The sequence below is a fragment of the Desulfovibrio sp. 86 genome (assembly GCF_902702915.1).
GTDB lineage: Bacteria > Desulfobacterota > Desulfovibrionia > Desulfovibrionales > Desulfovibrionaceae > Desulfovibrio.
This window is the reverse complement of record NZ_LR738849.1, coordinates 345,241-364,078: the sequence shown is the minus strand read 5'-3', so window position 1 is coordinate 364,078 and position 18,838 is coordinate 345,241. Positions and strand designations below refer to the sequence as shown.

At 58.2% G+C, this 18,838-nt stretch carries 16 protein-coding genes and 1 riboswitch; of the genes, 6 read left to right on the top strand and 10 right to left on the bottom strand.

Annotated features, from left to right (window positions below):
• Nucleotides 1-81: 81 nt before the first annotated feature.
• The 6 genes from cycA to DESU86_RS01485 form a co-directional block, all read right to left on the bottom strand.
• Nucleotides 82-1,485, bottom strand: coding sequence for a D-serine/D-alanine/glycine transporter (gene cycA / locus DESU86_RS01510; RefSeq protein ID WP_179979432.1), 1,404 nt, complete (start codon nucleotides 1,483-1,485; stop codon nucleotides 82-84).
• 683 nt (nucleotides 1,486-2,168) lie between these two features.
• A riboswitch (glycine riboswitch) is annotated at nucleotides 2,169-2,258 on the bottom strand.
• A gap of 250 nt (nucleotides 2,259-2,508) precedes the next feature.
• On the bottom strand, nucleotides 2,509-3,540 hold the full coding sequence (locus DESU86_RS01505) for a J domain-containing protein (protein ID WP_179979431.1): 1,032 nt from the start codon (nucleotides 3,538-3,540) through the stop codon (nucleotides 2,509-2,511).
• Between the two features lie 3 nt (nucleotides 3,541-3,543).
• Nucleotides 3,544-3,993 (bottom strand): YkgJ family cysteine cluster protein, encoded by a 450-nt coding sequence (locus DESU86_RS01500; protein WP_179979430.1) that lies wholly within the window; start codon nucleotides 3,991-3,993, stop codon nucleotides 3,544-3,546.
• 4 nt (nucleotides 3,994-3,997) lie between these two features.
• A complete protein-coding gene (locus DESU86_RS01495; RefSeq protein WP_179979429.1) occupies nucleotides 3,998-4,429 on the bottom strand; it encodes a CoA-binding protein in 432 nt (143 codons plus the stop codon).
• A gap of 111 nt (nucleotides 4,430-4,540) precedes the next feature.
• Nucleotides 4,541-6,568 carry a cation:proton antiporter domain-containing protein gene (locus tag DESU86_RS01490; RefSeq protein WP_179979428.1) on the bottom strand — a complete coding sequence of 676 codons (2,028 nt, stop codon included), beginning with the start codon at nucleotides 6,566-6,568 and terminating at the stop codon, nucleotides 4,541-4,543.
• Between the two features lie 472 nt (nucleotides 6,569-7,040).
• A complete protein-coding gene (locus tag DESU86_RS01485; RefSeq protein ID WP_179979427.1) occupies nucleotides 7,041-8,141 on the bottom strand; it encodes a DUF362 domain-containing protein in 1,101 nt (366 codons plus the stop codon).
• A gap of 196 nt (nucleotides 8,142-8,337) precedes the next feature.
• On the opposite strand from DESU86_RS01485, the gene upp reads away from it, so the two are divergent.
• The 3 genes from upp to DESU86_RS01470 all read left to right on the top strand — a co-directional run bounded on the left by upp (nucleotide 8,338) and on the right by DESU86_RS01470 (nucleotide 10,962).
• Complete coding sequence (gene upp, locus DESU86_RS01480) at nucleotides 8,338-8,964, top strand: uracil phosphoribosyltransferase (RefSeq protein ID WP_179979426.1); 627 nt, start codon at nucleotides 8,338-8,340, stop codon at nucleotides 8,962-8,964.
• Between the two features lie 36 nt (nucleotides 8,965-9,000).
• Nucleotides 9,001-10,260 carry a uracil-xanthine permease family protein gene (locus DESU86_RS01475; protein ID WP_179979425.1) on the top strand — a complete coding sequence of 420 codons (1,260 nt, stop codon included), beginning with the start codon at nucleotides 9,001-9,003 and terminating at the stop codon, nucleotides 10,258-10,260.
• Nucleotides 10,261-10,797: 537 nt separating this feature from the next.
• A complete protein-coding gene (locus tag DESU86_RS01470) occupies nucleotides 10,798-10,962 on the top strand; it encodes a chaperone protein (protein ID WP_179979424.1) in 165 nt (54 codons plus the stop codon).
• A 74-nt stretch (nucleotides 10,963-11,036) separates the two neighbouring features.
• Here the strand turns inward: DESU86_RS01470 and DESU86_RS01465 are convergent, their stop codons facing one another.
• Nucleotides 11,037-11,849, bottom strand: a complete 813-nt coding sequence (locus DESU86_RS01465) for a hypothetical protein (RefSeq protein ID WP_232088217.1) — start codon at nucleotides 11,847-11,849, stop codon at nucleotides 11,037-11,039.
• A 79-nt stretch (nucleotides 11,850-11,928) separates the two neighbouring features.
• Here DESU86_RS01465 and DESU86_RS01460 point away from each other — a divergent pair, with 79 nt between their 5' ends.
• On the top strand, nucleotides 11,929-13,119 hold the full coding sequence (locus tag DESU86_RS01460; RefSeq protein ID WP_179979423.1) for an HlyD family secretion protein: 1,191 nt from the start codon (nucleotides 11,929-11,931) through the stop codon (nucleotides 13,117-13,119).
• A gap of 326 nt (nucleotides 13,120-13,445) precedes the next feature.
• Here DESU86_RS01460 and DESU86_RS01455 read toward each other — a convergent pair whose 3' ends face one another.
• On the bottom strand, nucleotides 13,446-15,182 hold the full coding sequence (locus DESU86_RS01455) for a YcaO-like family protein (RefSeq protein WP_179979422.1): 1,737 nt from the start codon (nucleotides 15,180-15,182) through the stop codon (nucleotides 13,446-13,448).
• Nucleotides 15,179-15,901 (bottom strand): class I SAM-dependent methyltransferase, encoded by a 723-nt coding sequence (locus DESU86_RS01450; RefSeq protein ID WP_179979421.1) that lies wholly within the window; start codon nucleotides 15,899-15,901, stop codon nucleotides 15,179-15,181. The genes DESU86_RS01455 and DESU86_RS01450 overlap by 4 nt, the downstream gene beginning before the upstream one ends.
• Before the next feature lie 499 nt (nucleotides 15,902-16,400).
• Here DESU86_RS01450 and DESU86_RS01445 point away from each other — a divergent pair, with 499 nt between their 5' ends.
• Nucleotides 16,401-17,249, top strand: coding sequence for a 50S ribosomal protein L11 methyltransferase (locus tag DESU86_RS01445; protein ID WP_179979420.1), 849 nt, complete (start codon nucleotides 16,401-16,403; stop codon nucleotides 17,247-17,249).
• A 3-nt stretch (nucleotides 17,250-17,252) separates the two neighbouring features.
• On the top strand, nucleotides 17,253-17,636 hold the full coding sequence (locus DESU86_RS01440; RefSeq protein ID WP_179979419.1) for a hypothetical protein: 384 nt from the start codon (nucleotides 17,253-17,255) through the stop codon (nucleotides 17,634-17,636).
• A 123-nt stretch (nucleotides 17,637-17,759) separates the two neighbouring features.
• Here the strand turns inward: DESU86_RS01440 and DESU86_RS14590 are convergent, their stop codons facing one another.
• On the bottom strand, nucleotides 17,760-18,659 hold the full coding sequence (locus DESU86_RS14590) for a M23 family metallopeptidase (protein ID WP_179979418.1): 900 nt from the start codon (nucleotides 18,657-18,659) through the stop codon (nucleotides 17,760-17,762).
• Nucleotides 18,660-18,838: the final 179 nt, after the last annotated feature.

Sequence of the window (18,838 nt, the reverse complement as noted above, 5' to 3'; positions counted from 1 at the left end):
TGTCATTCGCGCGTAAACAAAAGACCCGGCAATGCCGGGTCTTTTGTTTATGGTTGTGCAATAAGGGTTACTTCATGGCATTCAGCGCTTGCTGACATGGTTCTTGTGGCTCATGAAGTAACCAATGCCAAGAATGATGAACCATATGGGCGTGGTGAACATGGCCATGCGGGTGTCGGCCTCAAACGTCAGCAGCACGAGCACCACCGCAAAGAATATCCAGCATATCCAGCAGGAGAAGACCCCGCCGGGAAGCTTGAACTTTGAGGTTTCATGGCGTTCGGGGTGACGCTTGCGGTATACCACGTAGGAATACAGAATCATGGACCACACGAAGATGAAGCAGACTGACGAGATGGTCGTCATGACGGTAAAGGCCGCCATGATGGTGGGCATGATAATGAGCATGGACGCGCCGATCAGCAGGCAGAGGCAGGAGAACAGCAGGCCGTTGGCCGGCACCCTGCTTGAAGAGAGCCGCCCGAAGGCTTTGGGAGCGACGCCCACCAGCGAGAGGCCGTAGAGCATGCGGCTTGTGGAGTAGATGCCGCTGTTGACCGAGGACGCCGCCGATGTCAGCACCACAAAGTTGACGATGCTCGCCGCAGCCGGAATGCCCACCGCCACAAAGGTATGCACAAAGGGGCTGGTTTCGGGGTCAATGTCCGACCACGGCGTGATGCACATGATGGCCACCAGGGCGAATACGTAAAAGAACACGATACGGAAGGGGATGGTGTTGATGGCCTTGGGCAGGTTGATCTCGGGGTCTTTGGCCTCGGCAGCCGTGGTGCCGATAAGCTCAATGCCCACAAAGGCGAACATTGCTATCTGGAAGCCCGCAAAGAAGCCGAAAGCCCCCTTGGGGAACCATCCTCCATATTCCCACAGGTTGGCCACAGAAGCCGCGTGGCCCGACACCGAAAACGTAAAGCCCGTGATCACCATGGCGATTCCGGCAAGAATGATGGCTACGATGGCCACAATCTTGATGGAAGCGAACCAGAACTCCATTTCTCCGAACAGGTTCACCGAAACAAGGTTAAGAACCATGATCAGCAATACGAAGAGGATGGATGGAATCCATACGGATAGGGACGGGAACCAGAAATGGAAGTACGAGGCAATGGCGATAACGTCCGCCGTGCCAGTGACGATCCAGCAGAACCAGTACGTCCAGCCGACAAAAAATCCTGCCCAGGGGCCTACGATATCCTCCGCCATGTCGGTGAAGGATTTGTATTTAAGGTTTGAGAGAAGCAGTTCGCCCATGGCCCGCATAACGAGATACAGGAATGCCCCGATAATGGCATAGACAAAAATGATTGATGGGCCGGCAAGGTTGATGGTTTTGCCGGAGCCCATGAACAGACCTGTACCAATGGCGCCGCCGATGGCTATGAGCTGAATGTGCCTTTGACTTAGTCCACGCTTGAGAGTGTGCGATTCTTCTTGTCCCACGGGGGGGGTGGGGATATCGCTCATGATACGTCTCCCTGTTTGGGGGTTAATGCACCGATTTTGTGATATCAGGCAATGTTGCTCTACGGGCAGAAGCTTGCCGCATCAGGCAGAGGTTTCTGCATTGTCATTGCAAACATTCTCCTCCTTGTGCTTCAATATGTTGGTAAACGGCGTTGACAGTCTCCTTACGGCCAGTATTGACACAGTAAAAAACAGGCTACTGGCTGTCCTGAGGCGGAACGGCCAGAAAGTCTGTTGCGGCAGGTGAATTGCAAAAGATCTTCAACGCATGACCCACCCACACATGGGGTGGAGTGCGCACCAGAGCCATTTCACGCTGCAATGTCGGCGTTGGGGCGAAGCTGGTTCGCTTTGCGGGCATTTCGCGGTGCGTATTTTTATAAAAAAACGCGCAGAGCGGATGATCCTTTATAAGGGGCATCCGCGCCAGAAGATGGCGTCCAAGGGCACAAAGCCAATGGCTGAAGCAGGCTGGGCAAGAAGTGAGGGGGAGCCAGATTTTGTCGGTACGGCTGGCCGCCCGCAGAACCTGCGGGCGCGATCCGACTTGTGGTCAGTGATGGGTATTGTACCTTAGAGAAGCCGCGCACCAGGGCGGAGCCATCGAATAGAACAACGCCATGACAGGTCATCCCGCTCAAGAGGTTCAACTTCTGTCATTAGCGCTTGCCAACTTCAGAGTGCGTCCGACCATGATCCTTTTGCCTGAGAGTTTCGATTGCTCTTGCCCCTTCGGCGTGCTGTCAAGCAGCAAGCTCTCTCATGGTCGTCATTCGCGTTGGGCTGGATATTTGCAACACTGTTGCAAACTCTTGTGAATATAATTTCATGCTATCAAAAACATGTCAACCAGGTTTTATGATTGACGATGATTATAGCCAAGCCGTTTGGGGCAAAAGAGCGGCGCACTGCATGTAGGATGCGGAATTGCAGATATGGGGCGCAAGTTGCCTTGCGGCAAGGGCAAAATAAAAGAAAAAAAGCCGGGCAGCGTGAAATCGCCCGGCCTGACTGCGTATGACGCTATTCAGTATACAGCGTCAGGTAAAGGTCGCCTTGCCATGGCCCTACGCGTTTGCCCAGACCGCGCAGGCGAACGGGTCTGCCCACAGAAAAATCCGGCGGCAGGGTTATTTCAACGGTTTTGAGTTCAGCCTGAAGGCCCTGGCGGATCTGTAAGCGCACACGGCAGCCCGGCGCAAGGTTGCTTGCGGGCAGGGTAAGGCTTTGTTCTTCGTCAATCTGGCGGCGCAGCCAGTCCTTGACCATGCCGGTGACGCCACGGGCCATTTCAGAGGACCATGTGGCTGTGCTCCCGGCCAGATTCTCTTTATGCAGCGCGGCGTTTTTCTTTATTTTTGCCGCCTTGGGCTTTGCTCGGTTTTGCGGGGCGGATTCCGCCTCCTGCTGTTGCGGTTCTTCCTGCTGCGCCTTCTCTGCCTGCTGCTTGTTCAACTCGCTGTAAATATCTTCAAAAACGCGGCGGGCAAAAGGATCATTGAGCAGATCGCGCAGCACGTCCTGTTCGGCATAGGCCGCTCCCGCAGCGTCGGCGCGGGAACTCTCGGCCTGATCCTCGGCGGAGGTTTTATCCTCTGCGCTGTTTTGTCCGCCTTGCGCCGTGCCGGACTGGCTGGCGTTCTGCCCCTTCTCCTGGCTTCCAGCGGTTTTTGCCGTGTCCTCGCCGGAGGGCGGGGGCTGGGACGCGCTTTTGTCTTCCTGTTTTGCGTCGGCCGGGCCAGGGTCTTTAGCGCCCGCGCTTTCCTTTTTGCTTTTGCGTGCTTCCTGCCGTGCTTCTTTCCGCGTTTCTTGGCGGGCTTCGCTCTTTTTTCTCACCTCATCCTCATGGGTGAGAATGCCGGAAAGAGCGACATATGCCTCGTTAAGCAACTGAAAGTCCCGGCTGGCCTCGGCGTTTCCGGGGTTCAGGTCGGGGTGCAGTTCAAAGGCGCGCCTGCGGTAAGCCCTTTTTACTGCTGCAAGGTCGGCATTTTTCTCAAGCTTGAGAATGGCGTAGCATTCCTTGAGCGATATCTGGCGGGTGCGGCGTCGCATGACTTACTTGAGGATAAGGGCGTTGGCTTCGCAACTGCTGTCATTGGCCAGCAGGCCGTTTTGCAGCAGGTAGTCGCGTCCGGCCTGGGCAAAGTCGGCGTGCCGGGTTTCCGGACGGATGCCAGGGCAGAACTCCTTGGCCATGGAAAGGCTCGTGGAGTCTTCAATGTTGCCGCGAAAAAAAGGCCATGCACGGCATATGGCGGGTTTGCCCTCGTGTACGCCGCAGCCCTGCCCCTGTTTGAAAAAGACGCAGTAGCCGTCGGAACCGCTGCGTATCTTCAGCTTGCCCCCAACATGGTAGCAGTAACGCTCAACAACGGTTTCCGGGCTCTGGCCCATGTGGGCAGCCAGGCGCGCAAGGTCGGTTGGGCTGACCACAATGCCGCCGCGGCCTTCGCAGCAGTGGCCGCACATGTGGCAATTGAAAACCGTATCCGGTGCAACAGGCATGAGTTTATCCTTGAGTCTTGGCAGCGTTGGGCAGCAGGCGGGCGTGTTCCACCATGATGCAGGCGTCTTCAACCACGGTGATGCCTGTGGAGTTCAGCAGCGCGCGCGCTTCGGGCGACCGTATGCCCAGTTGCATCCAGAAAAGTGAAGGCCGCCAGGGCAGGGCCAGTACTTCGCGGGCGTGATCCGGGCAATACTCTGGAGCGCGAAAAAGATTGATGATGTCCACGGGGCAGGGCAGGGCCGCAAGATGGGGGTAGGCCGTGAGGCCCCATACCGTCGCGCGCACAGGGTGCACTGGGTAGACCTCGTAACCCGCGTTCATAAGGTAGCGGCCCACGCGGTCAACGGCCTGGCCGGGTTTGTCCTTGGCGCCCACTATGGCAATGCGCCGCGCCTGCTCAAGCAGCTTGCGCAATTCGGTATGATCCTGCATATGGCCCTCAAAAAAAGATGTCAGACCGCCTGTCCGTTGCAAAAGGTGGTCTGACATCCTAGACGGCTACGGAAAAATGCGCAAGCTTTCCTGATAAAAGGAATTGGCCGCTCAGAGTGCCGGTTGGACCTGTTCTTTGCCACTGTCCTTGCCTTTTGCCGACGGCCGCACCGGGCCGGAAAAAAGCGGCGTAATGGCGATGATCTTGTCTGTTTTGCCAAAAAGGTAAACAACGTCGCCAGGTTCAAACACGTCATCCGCGCCGGGGGAAGCATGGGTGATTCCTTCGCGCAAGATGGCGATGACCGTGACCGCATGGCGGCGGCGCAGTTCGCTCTGGGCGAGGCTCTGCCCGCACAGGGGCGAGGCCGCCCCAAGGCGCACGGCTTGCACGCCCATGTCCGGCAGGCGGTTTATGGTGCTGCTCAGCGAGTCTTCAGGGGAGCTCATGCGGCGGATCATGCGGTAGTTTTCCTGACGTATGCGGGCCGCAAACGTATCAATATCCTGTCGGGGAACAAGATACTGGGTGAGAACACGGGTGAAAATCTCGATGGAGGTTTCAAATTCTTCGGCAATGACCTCGTCCGCGCCCAGTTGCCGCAATGCCGCCACTTCGGTCACAAACCGCGTGCGGGCGATAATGTGCAGGTTGGGGTTGAAGCGGCGGGCCTCAATGGTGATGGCCCTCACGGCCGAAGGATCGGAAATGACGATGACAAGCACCCGAGCCCTGGTGACGCCCAGATGCTCCAGCACCACGGGCTGCGAGGCGTCGCCGTGGGCAATGGGTTCTTTGTGGCGGTACCGGCTGACGGTTTCGGGGTTCATTTCCAGAATCGTGTATTCAATGCCCGATTCCTTGGCCACGTGGGCCAGATGCTTGCCGCTGATGCCGAAGCCCACGATGATAAGGTGATCTTTCAGGTTGCTTTCGCCCTCGTCGGCATCTTGCGCCGCCTGCGTGGACGCGCCCTGCTGACCGACCAGTTTGTCGGCCAGGCGCGGGGCAATGAGCATGAGACCGGGGGTAAGCATCATGGTCAGCACGCTGACATCCAGAAAGTTCTGATAGGCTTCCATGTCAAAAAGCCCGGCGGCCAGGCCCGATGCCGCCAGAACAAAGCCAAATTCACCCACCTGAGCCAGTGAAAGAGAGGTGATGATGGCCGCGCGCAGGGGATAGCCCTGCACCAGAACGGCGGGCAGGGTGAGCAGACTTTTGACCACGATGAACAGAGCCGTGAGCCCGATAATGGAAAAGAAGTGCTGCCCGAAAAAATCCACGTTGAGCATCATGCCCACGGAGATGAAAAAAAGGCTCATGAAAACGTCGCGGTAGGGCAGAATACCCGAAATGACGCTCATGCTGTATTCGGATCGGGCCAGCAGAAGGCCAGCCATAAACGCGCCCAGCGACAGCGAAAGCCCCAGCGTGTTTGTCAGCAGGGCCATGCCGAGGCACAGACCGAGGGTGGTGAGCAGCAGGATTTCTCTGGTGCGGGTTCGCACCACCGCCTCCATGAGGCGGTCAAGGCCGAAGCGCGCGAAAAGCAGTACGCCCCCCAGCGCCAGAACCACCCACAGGGTGGAAAAAAGGGCGTCTTTCAACGAGAGGTCGAGGGTGCCGGAAAGCAGGGGCACGCACAGCAGCATGGGGGCCACCATGATGTCCTGAAAAACCAGGATGGCGAGAGACAGGCGGCCCGTGGGCGTATTGGTTGAACCGCGCTCCTGCATGATGCGCAGCACAACGGCCGAGGACGAAAGCGCGACCAGGCAGCCCATAAAGATGCCCTGCTGATAGGTATAGCCGCCAAAAAGGGCAAGACCCATGACGACCAGAACAGTAAGCCCGATTTGCAGGCTGCCGCCCAGAAAAACAGGGCGTTTCAGCCGGTTGAGGGCCTCGCCCGAAAGTTCCATGCCAATGGTGAACAGCAGCATGGCCACGCCGATTTCGGCCACATGGTCAATGGCGTCACGGTCGCTGACTATGCCAAGCAGCGAGGGGCCGCACAAAACGCCCGTAAGCAAAAAACCCACAGTGGCGGGGAGCTTGATTTTGTTGCAGGTAACGGTGACGAAGATGGAAAGCAGAAAAATGGTGACTATTTCATAAAGTAAGGGCACGTCCATGGGGCCTCCGTGGTCCAAAAATAGCATTGCACCCACTGGCGCGCAAGTCTCTTCAATGAATACAGCTAAGTAGCTTATTTTTAAAAAGGCGGAGCCTGAGAGTGATGGCGGTTTCAGATGTGGAAGGCAGAAGTTTCAGCAGGCTAAGGCCCATTATGCAGGTCTTGCCGCACCTGTCACGCGGGGGGAATCGTCGTTAAGAACAGGCTGTTGGGATGCAGCAAACGGCGATCAGAAACCGGAGCGTCCTAAGAATGCAATGCGGGAGGGCGCCCCGTGCGCGGGCTGAAGCACTATGAATTTGAGGTGGTGTGCAATAAGGAATCGGGCGCGTCCTTGAATGGAGACGCGGGGGGATGCCCATGTGCGGGCTTGAGCAGTAGAGGTTTTAGGGGGTGGGGGTGTGGGGGAGGAGACCCTTATGCAAAAGGGTCCCTCCCCCACAGAGCATTCCAACGTTAATCTGTTCTGGCTAAATTTTTACAAGATCGTATTTGCGGCTGCCGAGGCCGATTTCTTCCCCGTACTTGAGCTGCACCGGGCCAAGGGTGTAGGGCCAGCGTGCCGTGAATTTGTCCTGCTTGCCTTTTTTATCGCAGCATTCGCCGCTCAGGCTGGGGGCCTTGTTCACGAGGTCAAAGCATGCCTGATCCAGGGCGACGGGGTCGGTGGAGGCCAGTATGCCGATATTGGGCACCATGGGCATGTCGCTCCAGCCCACGCAGTCACAGTCCGGCGTGACGTTGAGGACAAAGTTGATATAGCAGACGCGCTTTTTTCTGCCCTTGACCACGCCATAGGCGTATTCGGTCAAGCGCTCCATGAAGGGTTCCATTTCCGTCTCCCAGTCAACGCTGATGGCAGCGGCGGGACAGACCGTCATGCATTCAAAGCAGCCCACGCAACGGGATATGTCCACCTTGCTTTTTTTCTTTTGTATGCTCAGGGCGTCCTGAGGACAGGCGCGCACGCATTTGCCGCAGCCGATACAGGCATCTTCGTTCACGCTCACATGGGTGGCGTGCTGTTCCCTCTTGCCGCGTACCGACGCGCCGCCCATGGCAAGATTTTTGATGGCGCCGCCGAATCCGGCCATCTGATGGCCCTTGAAATGGCTCAGCACCACCAGGGCCGGAGCCTTGTTGATTTCGGTAGCGATGTGGACTTCTTTGAAATGCTTGCAGTTGATGCGCACGGGCACGTCGTTATCGCCGAACAGCCCGTCGGCGATAACCACAGGAGCGGCTACCACGGAAGGTGCAAATCCTTGCAGATATGCGGTTTGCAGATGGTCAACCGCATTGTGCCGGCTGCCGGAATACAGTGTTGTGGTGTCTGTAAGAAAAGGCTTGCCGCCAGCGGCGGTGATTTTGTTGATAACCTGGCGCACCAGGGTGGGGTTCAGGTGCGTATCGTTGCCGTATTCGCCAAAATGCAATTTTACAGCGGTTAATTCATTTTTTTTGATGAATTTTTTGAAGTTAAGGGCATCGCACAGACGAGCCACTTTAGCGAGATTGCTTTCTTCATTGGAGCGGGATTGGCTGTCTGTATAAAAAACTTTGGCGGGCATGGGGTTCCTCCGAATAATTTGCGTTTAAAATATTTTGTCACCATCTGCCGCCACACGCAAGAGGAAGTAGTCGGCAAGATGAGCGTGGCCCTATGGGCATGCATATTGCTTGACAAGCGGCCGTCTCAAGAATAACCTTATTCAGTTTTATATCTCATTAAAACAGCACGTTAGCCAATGCCCATAAGGAGGCTCCATGGCAGTTTACGTTGTAGATCATCCTCTTGTTCGCCACAAGATTGGCATTTTGCGTATGGAATCCACCTCCACCAGCGAATTTCGCAGCGTTTCCAATGAAGTGGCGGGTCTGCTTATTTATGAAGCCACCAAGGGTTTTCGCACCGAAAAGCACACTGTGCAAGGGTGGGCCGGGCCTGTTGAAATTGAGGCCATTTCCGGCAAGAAGGTCACTGTTGTGCCCATCCTGCGCGCAGGCATCGGTCTTATGGACGGCGTGCTGGACATGATACCCGGCGCAAAGATCAGCGTTGTGGGCCTGTACCGCAATGAAGAAACTCTGCAGCCGGTGGAATACTACGTCAAGCTCGCCAGCGACATGGATCAGCGTCTTGCCATTATTCTTGACCCCATGCTGGCCACGGGCGGTTCGCTCATCGCCACCATAGAACTTTTGAAGCGCCACGGCTGCCGCAACATCTGCAGCCTCAATCTGGTCTGCGCGCCGGAAGGCATCGCCAGAGTACAGGCGGCGCATCCTGATGTGGATATATATACCGCCGCCATTGACGACCACCTCAATGAAAACGGCTATATCATCCCTGGACTCGGCGATGCCGGGGACCGTATTTTCGGCACCAAGTAGGTTCGCACCCACCCTGTAACACCATCGAGGCCGCATATGAGCTCAGCCAGCCCACGGCGGGAATATCTGCCCACCGACTATAACCTGCGCTTCAGGGACTGCCTGATTGGCGCGCAGATGCTTTTTGTGGCCTTTGGCGCATTGGTGCTGGTGCCCATTCTTACCGGCCTGGACAGCAATGTGGCCCTGTTTACCGCTGGCGTCGGCACGTTGCTGTTTCAGGTATGCACCAGGGGCAAGGTGCCCATCTTTCTTGCGTCGTCCTTTGCCTTTATTGCGCCCATCATTTACGGGGTGCAGACCTGGGGCATGGCCCAGACCCTCGGCGGCCTGGTCTTTTCGGGTTTTGTCTACTTTATCCTGAGCGGCCTCATCCGCTGGCGCGGCATTGATGTGGTGCTGCGCGTGCTGCCGCCTGTGGTTACCGGGCCTGTCATCATGGTTATCGGGCTGATTCTGGCCCCGGTAGCGGTGCACATGGCTCTCGGCAAGACCGGCGACGGCGCGGTGCAGCTTGTGCCGGAAGAAACGGCTTTGTGGGTTTCAATGACATCCTTGCTGGTCACGGTACTGGTGTCTTTGCTGGGCAAGGGCTTTTTGCGCCTTATGCCCATCTTGTGCGGCATTGCGGCCGGTTTTGCGGTTTCACTGTATCTTGGCCTCGGCGACTGGACAAAGGTGGTCGCCACCCCGTGGATGAGCCTGCCCCATTTTACCTTTCCCGAATTTGCCTGGGAACCCATCCTTTTCATCATGCCCATAACCCTGGCCCCGGCCATTGAGCATTTTGGCGACGTTGTGGCCATCAGCTCCATCACTGGCAAGGATTACCTCAAGGATCCCGGCGTACACACCACCATGTTTGGCGACGGCGTCGCCACCATGGTAGCGGGCATGGTGGGCGGACCGCCCTGCACCACCTACGCTGAAGTTATCGGCGCTGTGAGCCTGACAAGGGTGTTCAACCCCGCCGTCATGACATGGGCGGCGCTGACGGCCATTCTGCTCTCCTTTGTGTCCAAGATCGGCGCGTTTCTGTCGTCCATACCCGTACCGGTCATGGGTGGCATCATGATTCTGCTCTTCGGGGCCATCATGGTGGTGGGCCTGAACACCCTTGTGCGCGCCGGAAAAGACCTGATGGAGCCAAGAAACATGATCATCGTGGCTCTCATCATCATCTTTGGCGTTGGCGGCATGCAGTTCAGCATCGGCAGTTTCAAGCTGGGCGGCATAGGCCTTGCGGCTGTGACGGGCGTGGTGCTCAACCTCTTTTTGCCCCGCAGCCGATCCTAGAGCATTTTGCTTTTGAAACACTTCTTGTTTCAATGCATCATTCTGGCGAAAAACGTGGTTTGCGCCAGCCATCAGCAGGCTGCTCGCTCTATTAACCAATTGCTGTCTTAATCCGTAGCTTCCTTCGTCGCAACGGCTAAAGCTCGCCAGAATCCACGCCACTTCGTGGCGGCTGCCGCCTTCGCGTCAGCAGAGCAATTTCAAGCGGCAACCGTTAGGCGACGAAGAAACCTTACGGATGGCGACAGCATCGCTAGAGAAATTGCTCTAGACCAGATTACCTTTGAAATGCTTCACATTTCAAAGGTCTCATTCAGCCGTAAATGCGATTTGCGGCTGAATCCACGCCACGTTGTGGCGCGCTGCACTTTCGTGCAGCGTTAGAGCATTTATACTTTTTCAAAGTTAAAATGCTCTAGCCAGTACCGGATCGCTTACATCAGCCCGCCCGATGGCTTTTGGCCGTCAGGCGGGCTGTATCTTTTGCCGCAAGTGTGGTAGGGTGCATTACCAATAAGCCGAAAAAGGAGGATTCCTATGGCTGAGAAAAAAATGAACGACGACTACACCACCTGTCCCGCCTGCTCCGGCACGGGGAAAAATCAGGATAATACCACCTGCTTTGAGTGCAACGGAACCGGCAAACGTCAGGAAGCATGCACCGTGCCCGCCGGAGCGGAGCATGACGGCGTATGTGACTAGAGCATTTAAGGAAGCACTGACAAAAAAACCCCGGCCATGGCCGGGGTTTTTTTGTTGTGCGGTGTGGGTTCACCCTACAGGTTGCGCTCTTCCAGGCCGCCTTTTGCGGGGCCCTTTTGGGGCGGCTCGGTGACGGGCTGCAAGCCGGGCACCACGTCATGCACCTCGGTGGGCGGCACAAGCGGGTTGGACGCGGTGCGTTCAATGATCTTACTGTCGCGGATAAAGACCGTGCAGGACAGGCCAAAGCATTCATTGATGGCGGCCACGGTGCCCTTGAGTATTTCACTGCTGTTCTGCGGCGGGGGCACGAGCAGGTAGTAGGTGCGCGTCTTTCCGCCCATGCGTGGTTCCACCGTGCAGGAAACTATCCATTCATCCTGTCCGTCATTATTCCAGTCGGCAATGGCCACCATATTGACGGTAAGGGTCTGCGTGGCGTGCCTGATGCTAAAACCGTTGTCCCAGTGCTTGACGCGGCTGTCAGGAAGTATGGTTGCGGCAAAGGTGGTGCCCAGGTACACATCGTGCGCGGTCTCGCCAAACATGAACGATGGCGAAAGCCGCTGGAAAAGCACATCGCCATAGCTTTTATAGCCAGCAAACGACATGGGGGCCACATAGGAACCCTGGTCGTCAAGCAGGTTGCGAGCCTTGAGCTCCTTGGGCATGGCCCTGGCCATGCGGATAAACTGATCTTTTTCAACCACAACGACAGGGTGGGTGGAGCAGCCAAAAAGCAGACCGCCCAGACAAAGCAGAACGCAAAAACGCGCGATGGACATGATGGTGTGTTCTCCTGGCGGAGTTTTGACATTGAAGCCGGGAAATGCGGCGTTGCAGCCTTTGTATGCGTAGGCACCGTCCTTGTAAAGTGCGTTTTCCATAAACATGCTGCAAAATCTGGTACGGTATCTGCATATATTTTTCAGGGTCAAATGCCACGCTTCAAGCCAAGGAATCGTCATGTCCGAAGCCCTTTATATCGAAATGCCCGCCCGTAAAAAGGGCAGTCCCCGGCCTTTGTGGCTGCGCCTTATTCCTTTGTGGGCGCTTTTGTTGCTGCTCGCGGTCGGCGTGCTCTGGTGGCTGGCCCAAGGGCGTGTGCCCAGCGAACGGGCCATGCTGGACGCCATGGTGCATGTGATCGCCCCGGAATTTTCCGCCCCGGTGGAAGCTTTTTATGTCAAGGAGGGGGACAGGGTGCGACGCGGGCAGCCCCTGCTGCGCATGAACGCCAGGGCCTATCAGGGCAGGCTTGGCGAGGCGGGGCGGGAAGCCGCAGCCTTGCGCGGTATGGCCGGGCCGCCCACCATGGAAGAAACCGCCGCCAGACTGAAGGCCGCGCAGGATGCGGAACAGGATATGGTGCGCCGTCTTGCTCTGGCCAGAAATGAAGAAGACGCCAAGCTGCAGTTGCGTCAGGAGCGCGTGTCCACACATGTGCGGCTGCAATTGCGCCTGCGCGGCATTGACAGCCAGGGCGGTGAACGATCCGTCGGCAAAAGCAGGTATGCCGAGGCCAGTCAGGCCGAGGCGCAGGCCCGCAGGCATATGGAACAGGCCAAGGTGGAGTTTGAAGAAGCCAGCCGTATGCGCGCCGCCATGGAGCAGGAGCTTGGCCGCATCCGGCAGGAAATGCTGCGCTACAAACAGATGGCGTCACAGCAGCGGTACGCGCCCGTGCCTTCCCGTGCTCAGGCGACGCCGTCTGTGGTGGTGGACGCCAATCTGTACGCGCCCGTTGACAGCCGTGTGCTGCGGGTTTTGGGCGTTGCCGGTCAGCCGGCGCAGCGTGGCGAAGCCCTGGTTCTGCTTTTGCCCGAAGGGGCTTCGGTAACGGAAAATTACTGGGTTCAGGCCTATTTCATAGGCGAAGGAGCGGATTTCATCCAGGCCGGACAGCCCTGCCGCATTGAACTTGAAGACGGGCAGAGCCTGCGCGGCGCGGTGCTGGATGTTCTTGCGCCGCAGGCGCTCCCCACTGGTCAGCAAGGCGCGCAGGGGGTCAAGTCTGTTGATGGAGCGGCCAAGCCCGCAATGTATGTCCCGGTGCGCATCAGCGTTGACCCTGGGGCCAACCCCTTGCCCGTGCCAGGCACGTCGGCCCGCTGCGTGGTGCTGACGCGCAGTATACTGGGATTTTACGGTTTTTAGGGAAACGCACAGTTATTTGGTTTGGCGGCGTTGCTTCATTTTTTTTGAAACAGTCGAGGACGGAAGAGTCCACTCCTGTTTCAAAAAAAATTCGCGCCTTGCCAAACGAAATAACTGCGCGTTTCCAAGAAGCTCTTTACTTAGTGCTTCCTAAAGGCAGATTGTTGAAGATATGTATCTGCCTGACTAATTTCCTCCCGCGCCACGCAATACCATCGCTGGGTCGCTTATGGATGGCGGAGTGGGGGAGGCGACCCTTTTGAAAAAGGGTCGCCTCCCCCACAAAACATTTCAAGGTGAAATTGCTCCGGCTGGCGTCAGCCGGGTTATCCCTCCAACTGGGCCAGATGCTGCCGGGCAAAATCCAGACCGGGATCTAGTTCAAGCGCCGCGGTCAGATGCCGCCAGGCTTCATCATTCTTGCCCATGAATTTTTCGCACAGGCCAAGGTTTGCCAGATCCATGGCAGAGCCCTTGTCCACGCGCAGCACGGCGGCAAAAGCATCGGCAGCCATTGCGTAGTTGCCGGTCTTGAAATGGGCCACGCCCAGAAGGTTTCCGTATTCCTTCATTTCCGGGCACAGTTCCACAGCCTTGGCCAGTGCGGGGATGGCTTCGGCCCACTGGCCCTGAAGGGTGTCGGTATACCCCTGATAAAAGGCCGCCAGAGCCTTGGCGTCAGCGTCGGGCTGCAGGGGCATGGCCTCGGCGAACAGATCGCGGGCACTGGTCCAGTCCTCGGCGCGCAGGGCCAGCATTCCCCTGAAAAAAGGCAGAAAATGCGCCTTGGGATAGCATTCTTCAAGAACCTTGAGGCCGTCCAGAGCGGTGGCGGCATCGGCCTCTTCCACCAGCTTGCGGCCTACAAAAAGGCCCAGGCTCTGATTGCGGTCACGCTCCCTGAAGGCCATGCCGGGCACGATGGTATAGTGCGTGGGAATGCCAAGGCGCTGATGGGTCGTTTCCACCGCGTACATGGTCATGGGGCGCAAGCCGTCGAGAGCCGTGAGCAGTTCCTGCCGGATGTCGCTGTCTTCCACCGTGGGCAGGCTGTCCAGGCTGACGGAGGGGCCTTCGAACAGCCACGCCGCTTCTTGAAGGGTGTTGAACTTGGACAGGCCGGACGCTTCGTAGCAGGCGCTGGTGCAAAAATCTCCCGCAAGCTGGGCCACTTCGGTGACGGCGCGGATGGCCGCCTTGGCCGGAGAGGCCGCCGTGCCCGCCGTGAACACGATTTCCGAACTCTGGCCCAGTGTGGACGGATCCCAGGCAATGGCCGCCACCGTGGGCAGGGGCATGTTCAGGGAAAAGTCCTTGAGTATGATGTGCACGCCTTCTCTGGCAAAAGCTTCAAGCAGCTGGCAGAGCACGGGATCCTGGCAGGTGGCGGGATCAATGGTGGGGGTGGCGAGGCGTTCGCGGTCCACCAGGCAGCAGACGTGGCGTTCGATCAGTTCGCTGAGGCCTTGAAGCAGGGATTCCTCCGCGCTGTTGCCCGCCGAGGTGCCGTTGAATTCGCCCAGCAGCTTGAACCAGTCAAGGGGCAGCCATACCGTGCTTTCATCGGGCAGGCGCGTGGCCGGATAGAAGTTCCAACTGATAAGGTCCAGCACCCTGCGCGCTTTTGTGGCGTCCATCTCTTCGTTGACAGAGCGCAGCATTTCATCCAGAGGCAGCAGGGCTTCGCCAAAGCGGGCTTCAGCCTCGCTCCACGTGGCGCGCACCATGTACGGGCGATCCTGCCAGAAGCTGAAAAAGGCAAAGCGTTCCATCAGCTCCATAAGGGCAGATGCTTCGGCCTGCTCCGGTGAGGAACCCTTGCCCATCTGTTTGCGGGTGGGCATGACGCGCCGGGCATCCGCGCCGCACACGCTCAAAAATACGGGAATGCCCAGCCGGTTCACGTCCACCCTTGTGGTGCGGGCCAGAATGTCCAGGTCGGCCTCAGCCAGACGTTGCTTCACGCGCGCAATGGTCTGCGGCGGGCTCATGGTCTTGTCGAGGTCGCGGGTATAGCCCTTGGGGCAGGGGGCCAGATGAATGCAAGGCAGGTGGCTGTTCATGAGCGCTCCAGAATCAGGATGCTGTAAATGCGGCGTTGTTCCTCGCCGTTATCATCGTGAGTTTTGACGCCAATGCGGCCTTCGGTCACCTTGAAAGTTTTCGCGGCCAGCTTGGCGAAATGGGGTTTGGCGCGGGCCATGTCTGTGCAGAACAGGGCCTTGCCGCCTGGGGCCAGATGGCGGTCAACAAACTTTACCAGCGGTCTGTGCAGTTCTTCAAGATAAAGAATTTCCGAAGCGGCCATGATGTCAAATCCCTGGCTGAAACGCGGGTCGCGGCCAGGGGCGGTCACATCCACGCGGGCGACTTCCACGATGTCCTGAAGGTCGTTGCGCAATACGTTGGCACGGGCAAAGCGCAGGGCCTCCTCAACCACGTCGCTGAGCACGATGCGGCTGAAGCCGTAGCGGGCCGCCACAAGGCTGAGCACGCCACAGCCCGCGCCCAGTTCCAGCAGGCTTTTACCCTGCGGTTCGTATTTACGCAGCAGGCGACCCAGCACAAAGGAGCCGGGCCATACCTTGGCCCAGAGGGGCAGGTCTTTCAGCGGATCGCGGATGGCGCGTTTTTGCAGCAGCTTGTCCAGGTGAGACTGCATGTTATGGATGGACAGGATTTGCAGGGGATTTTCATCAACCTGCATGGGCTCGAAATCCACATCAAAATCGTCGCGGATCACGGCGAGAAGGTTTTCCAGTTCTTCCGTGCTTGTGGGCATGTGTTTTCCTTGGAGCAAAGTACCTTTGAGAACGTAGGTTCCCAAAATTTTTGACACGCCGCTTCGGCGCGTAACAGTGCAGATAACTAGCGGTGCTGCATCCGTGGCAAGGCTGTCCTGCCCCGGAAGACGGTTCCGTCAACGGTTCAGGCAAGCCTTGCGGGCACAGGCTCAAGCTGCGCTTGCGCCTTTACGGCGAGCGCCTGATCCCGCAGTCCCCAGAGGCGTTTCAAGGTGAAAGTGCTCTGGAAAAAGGCGGATTACAGCGGGCTTGCAATCCATTTTTTTACTCGGAATTGCCCTGCATGGCAATACGGCATGTGATTCCGCGACAGATGGTTGCGCGAGGCCAGGAATGGGGCCATGCATCGGGCCATGCATCAGGCAGGCGCGTCGCCCGGATTCCGGGCCGCACCGACAGGACGCACTCGACCGCAAAGGCAAAATCTGGCATGGTGAAAGGGATTTTCGACCTGTCACAGCAAAACAGAGATGGAGCATGAACACTATTTTTCAGCTTGAGATAATTGTGGGCGAAGATGCCTATGACCTTGCCGTGGGCCTTCTGACCCTTGAAGTGTCCTTTGGGTGGGAAGAAGAAAGCTTGCCCACGGGCGAAAGCCGCTTTCGCGTGCATTGCGAGAATGCCGACTTCATTGCGGGTTTGCGCAGCGTCATCGAAGGGCGCATTCCCGGCGCAAAATGTACTGTCCACGAGCTTGAAGCGCAGGATTGGCTGGCTGCCTGGCGGCAGTTTTTCACGCCCGTGCCCTGCGGCAGGCGCTTTGTGGTCTTGCCCCCCTGGCTGGCCGACAGTGAGGACTTTCCTGACCGCACAAAAGTGCTTATTGAACCCAAAAGCGCTTTCGGCACGGGGCATCATGCGACCACAGCCCTGTGCCTTATGGTGCTGAGCGACCTGCTCGACGCCGGGCGCGTGTCGCCGGGCGAAACTTTTCTGGACCTGGGTACAGGCTCCGGCGTGCTTGGCATTGCCTGCTGCAAAAGCGGGCTCAAGGGCGAAGGACTCGACATTGATGTCCTCGCGGTGGAAAACGCTCTGGAAAACCGCGTGCTCAATCATGTGGAAGACTTTGAAGTGCGGCAGGGCAGCATAGATGCCGTGCCGGGCAAAACCTATGATCTCGTGCTGGCCAATATTCTGGCCCGCCCGCTGATCGAGCTTGCGCCGCTGATCGTGCGCGCCTGCAAGCCCGGCGCATGCCTTATCCTTTCTGGGCTGCTGGAGATTCAGGCCGACAGCGTGGAAGAAGCCTATACGGCCCAGTGCCTGCCCAAGCCCCGCCGCGTTCTGGACGGGGAATGGTGCGCCCTGGTGTGGGAATAGCCTGTGCCGGACAGCCCTGTTATGGCCGACGCCGCTGAAAAACTGCTTCACGGCAGCGGTGGTGGCGTTTCTGCCGCAGGGCTGCTGTTGGCGGATCAGCCGCAGGTGTACTGGCTGTCTTCCGACGCTGCTTTTTTATGGGCCTGGGGCCTGATGCTGGTTTTGGGAATCAGCGTTCAGGCTCTGGGCCTGTATTTTCGGCGCAGACTTCTTATGGCGGCGGGGGCGGCGCTCGTATGCGGGGCCGCCGTTATGGACCGTGATCCCACGCTGTTTGCCGGGCAGATGCTGCTCACGCTCGGTCTGGCACTGCTGACCGCCCACAGGCAAAACTCGCAACGCCCAGGTGCGGCGCGAAAAAGGGGCAGAAGAAACGCCCGGGCATAATGCGCCGGGCCGAACCGCTCCGGGCCGAACTGCTTCGGGCATAGCGCGCCGGACCGAATTTCGCAGACCGAACTGCGCCAGGCCGTAACCCCATAAGCCAAAGAGCTGTTGCACAACTGGCTGTCAGCGCCGTTCCTTCCAGAGGGGGATGGGCGGCGGAGCAAAATTTTCAAGCGCCTTGAGATCCTTGAGGCTGCGCCCCGCCCGCGCCGGGCGGCCGTCAGGCCCCCGCGTCACTGGGCCGCAGGTTTGCGGCGTGAGTTGATCCGGTATGTCTTCCGGGGCCGGGCGCAAAAGGTCTTCGCCCCTGCTGAGGAAGGGCAGCGGGTCCACAAGCTTGCCCGAAGCGTCCCGCAGGCCGAAGTGCAGATGAGCGCCGGTTGTGCGGCCTGTGCAGCCCACCAACCCCACGGGCGTCCCCTGCGTTACCTCCTGCCCTTTGCGCACCAGCGTTTTTCCCAAATGGGCGTAACGCGCCGTCATGCCGTCATCCTGGCGGATGTCCACCACAATGCCCGACATTCCGTCATTGCCCGCGAGGATGACCGTGCCGCCGCGAAAGGCCACTACCGGCCAGTTCTGGTGGGCGCGCAGGTCGATGCCGGTGTGGTCCCGCACCACCATGCCACGGCGGCTCAGCCATGTGGGCATGCGGCGCGGGCCAAAGCCAGACGTTATCATTTCTTTGAGCGGCGGCAGTTCTTGCGGGTGCAGCGTGGGCGGCAGGGCCTCGGCGGGTGTCTCTGGCGGCGTGGCGCTGTTCGCATCAATGGCCTCGCTGTTGCCTCCCGCCTGTTGCTGAAGCGTTTTTTCGGCCCGCTCTTTGTTGGAGGCCTGTTCCTCAGTATGGCCCGGTTCGGGTCCGGGCGACGGGGCAAGGGTTTTTGCAACGGTTTCGGCTGGCGCGTCAGCTTGTTGTTCGGGCGTGGCGCGGTTGTCGGCGGCATCATTCGCTGATCCCGTCACGGGGCAGAGGATGGCGAACACGAGCAGCAGGACCGGGAGTGAAAAAGGGGTAGGCATGTTTTCGGGCTGGCGATGGACGCCTGTAAAAGCTATTTTGCGACACAATGCACTGCGGGCGGTTGCTCCCGGCGCTGTTTTCTGCTTTGCTGAAAAAGCGAAGCAGGACTTGCAGGCCATAAAGGCGGAAGCATGCCTTTTCAGGTACAGCATTCCGTCTGTATCGGCAAGCTTTTCAC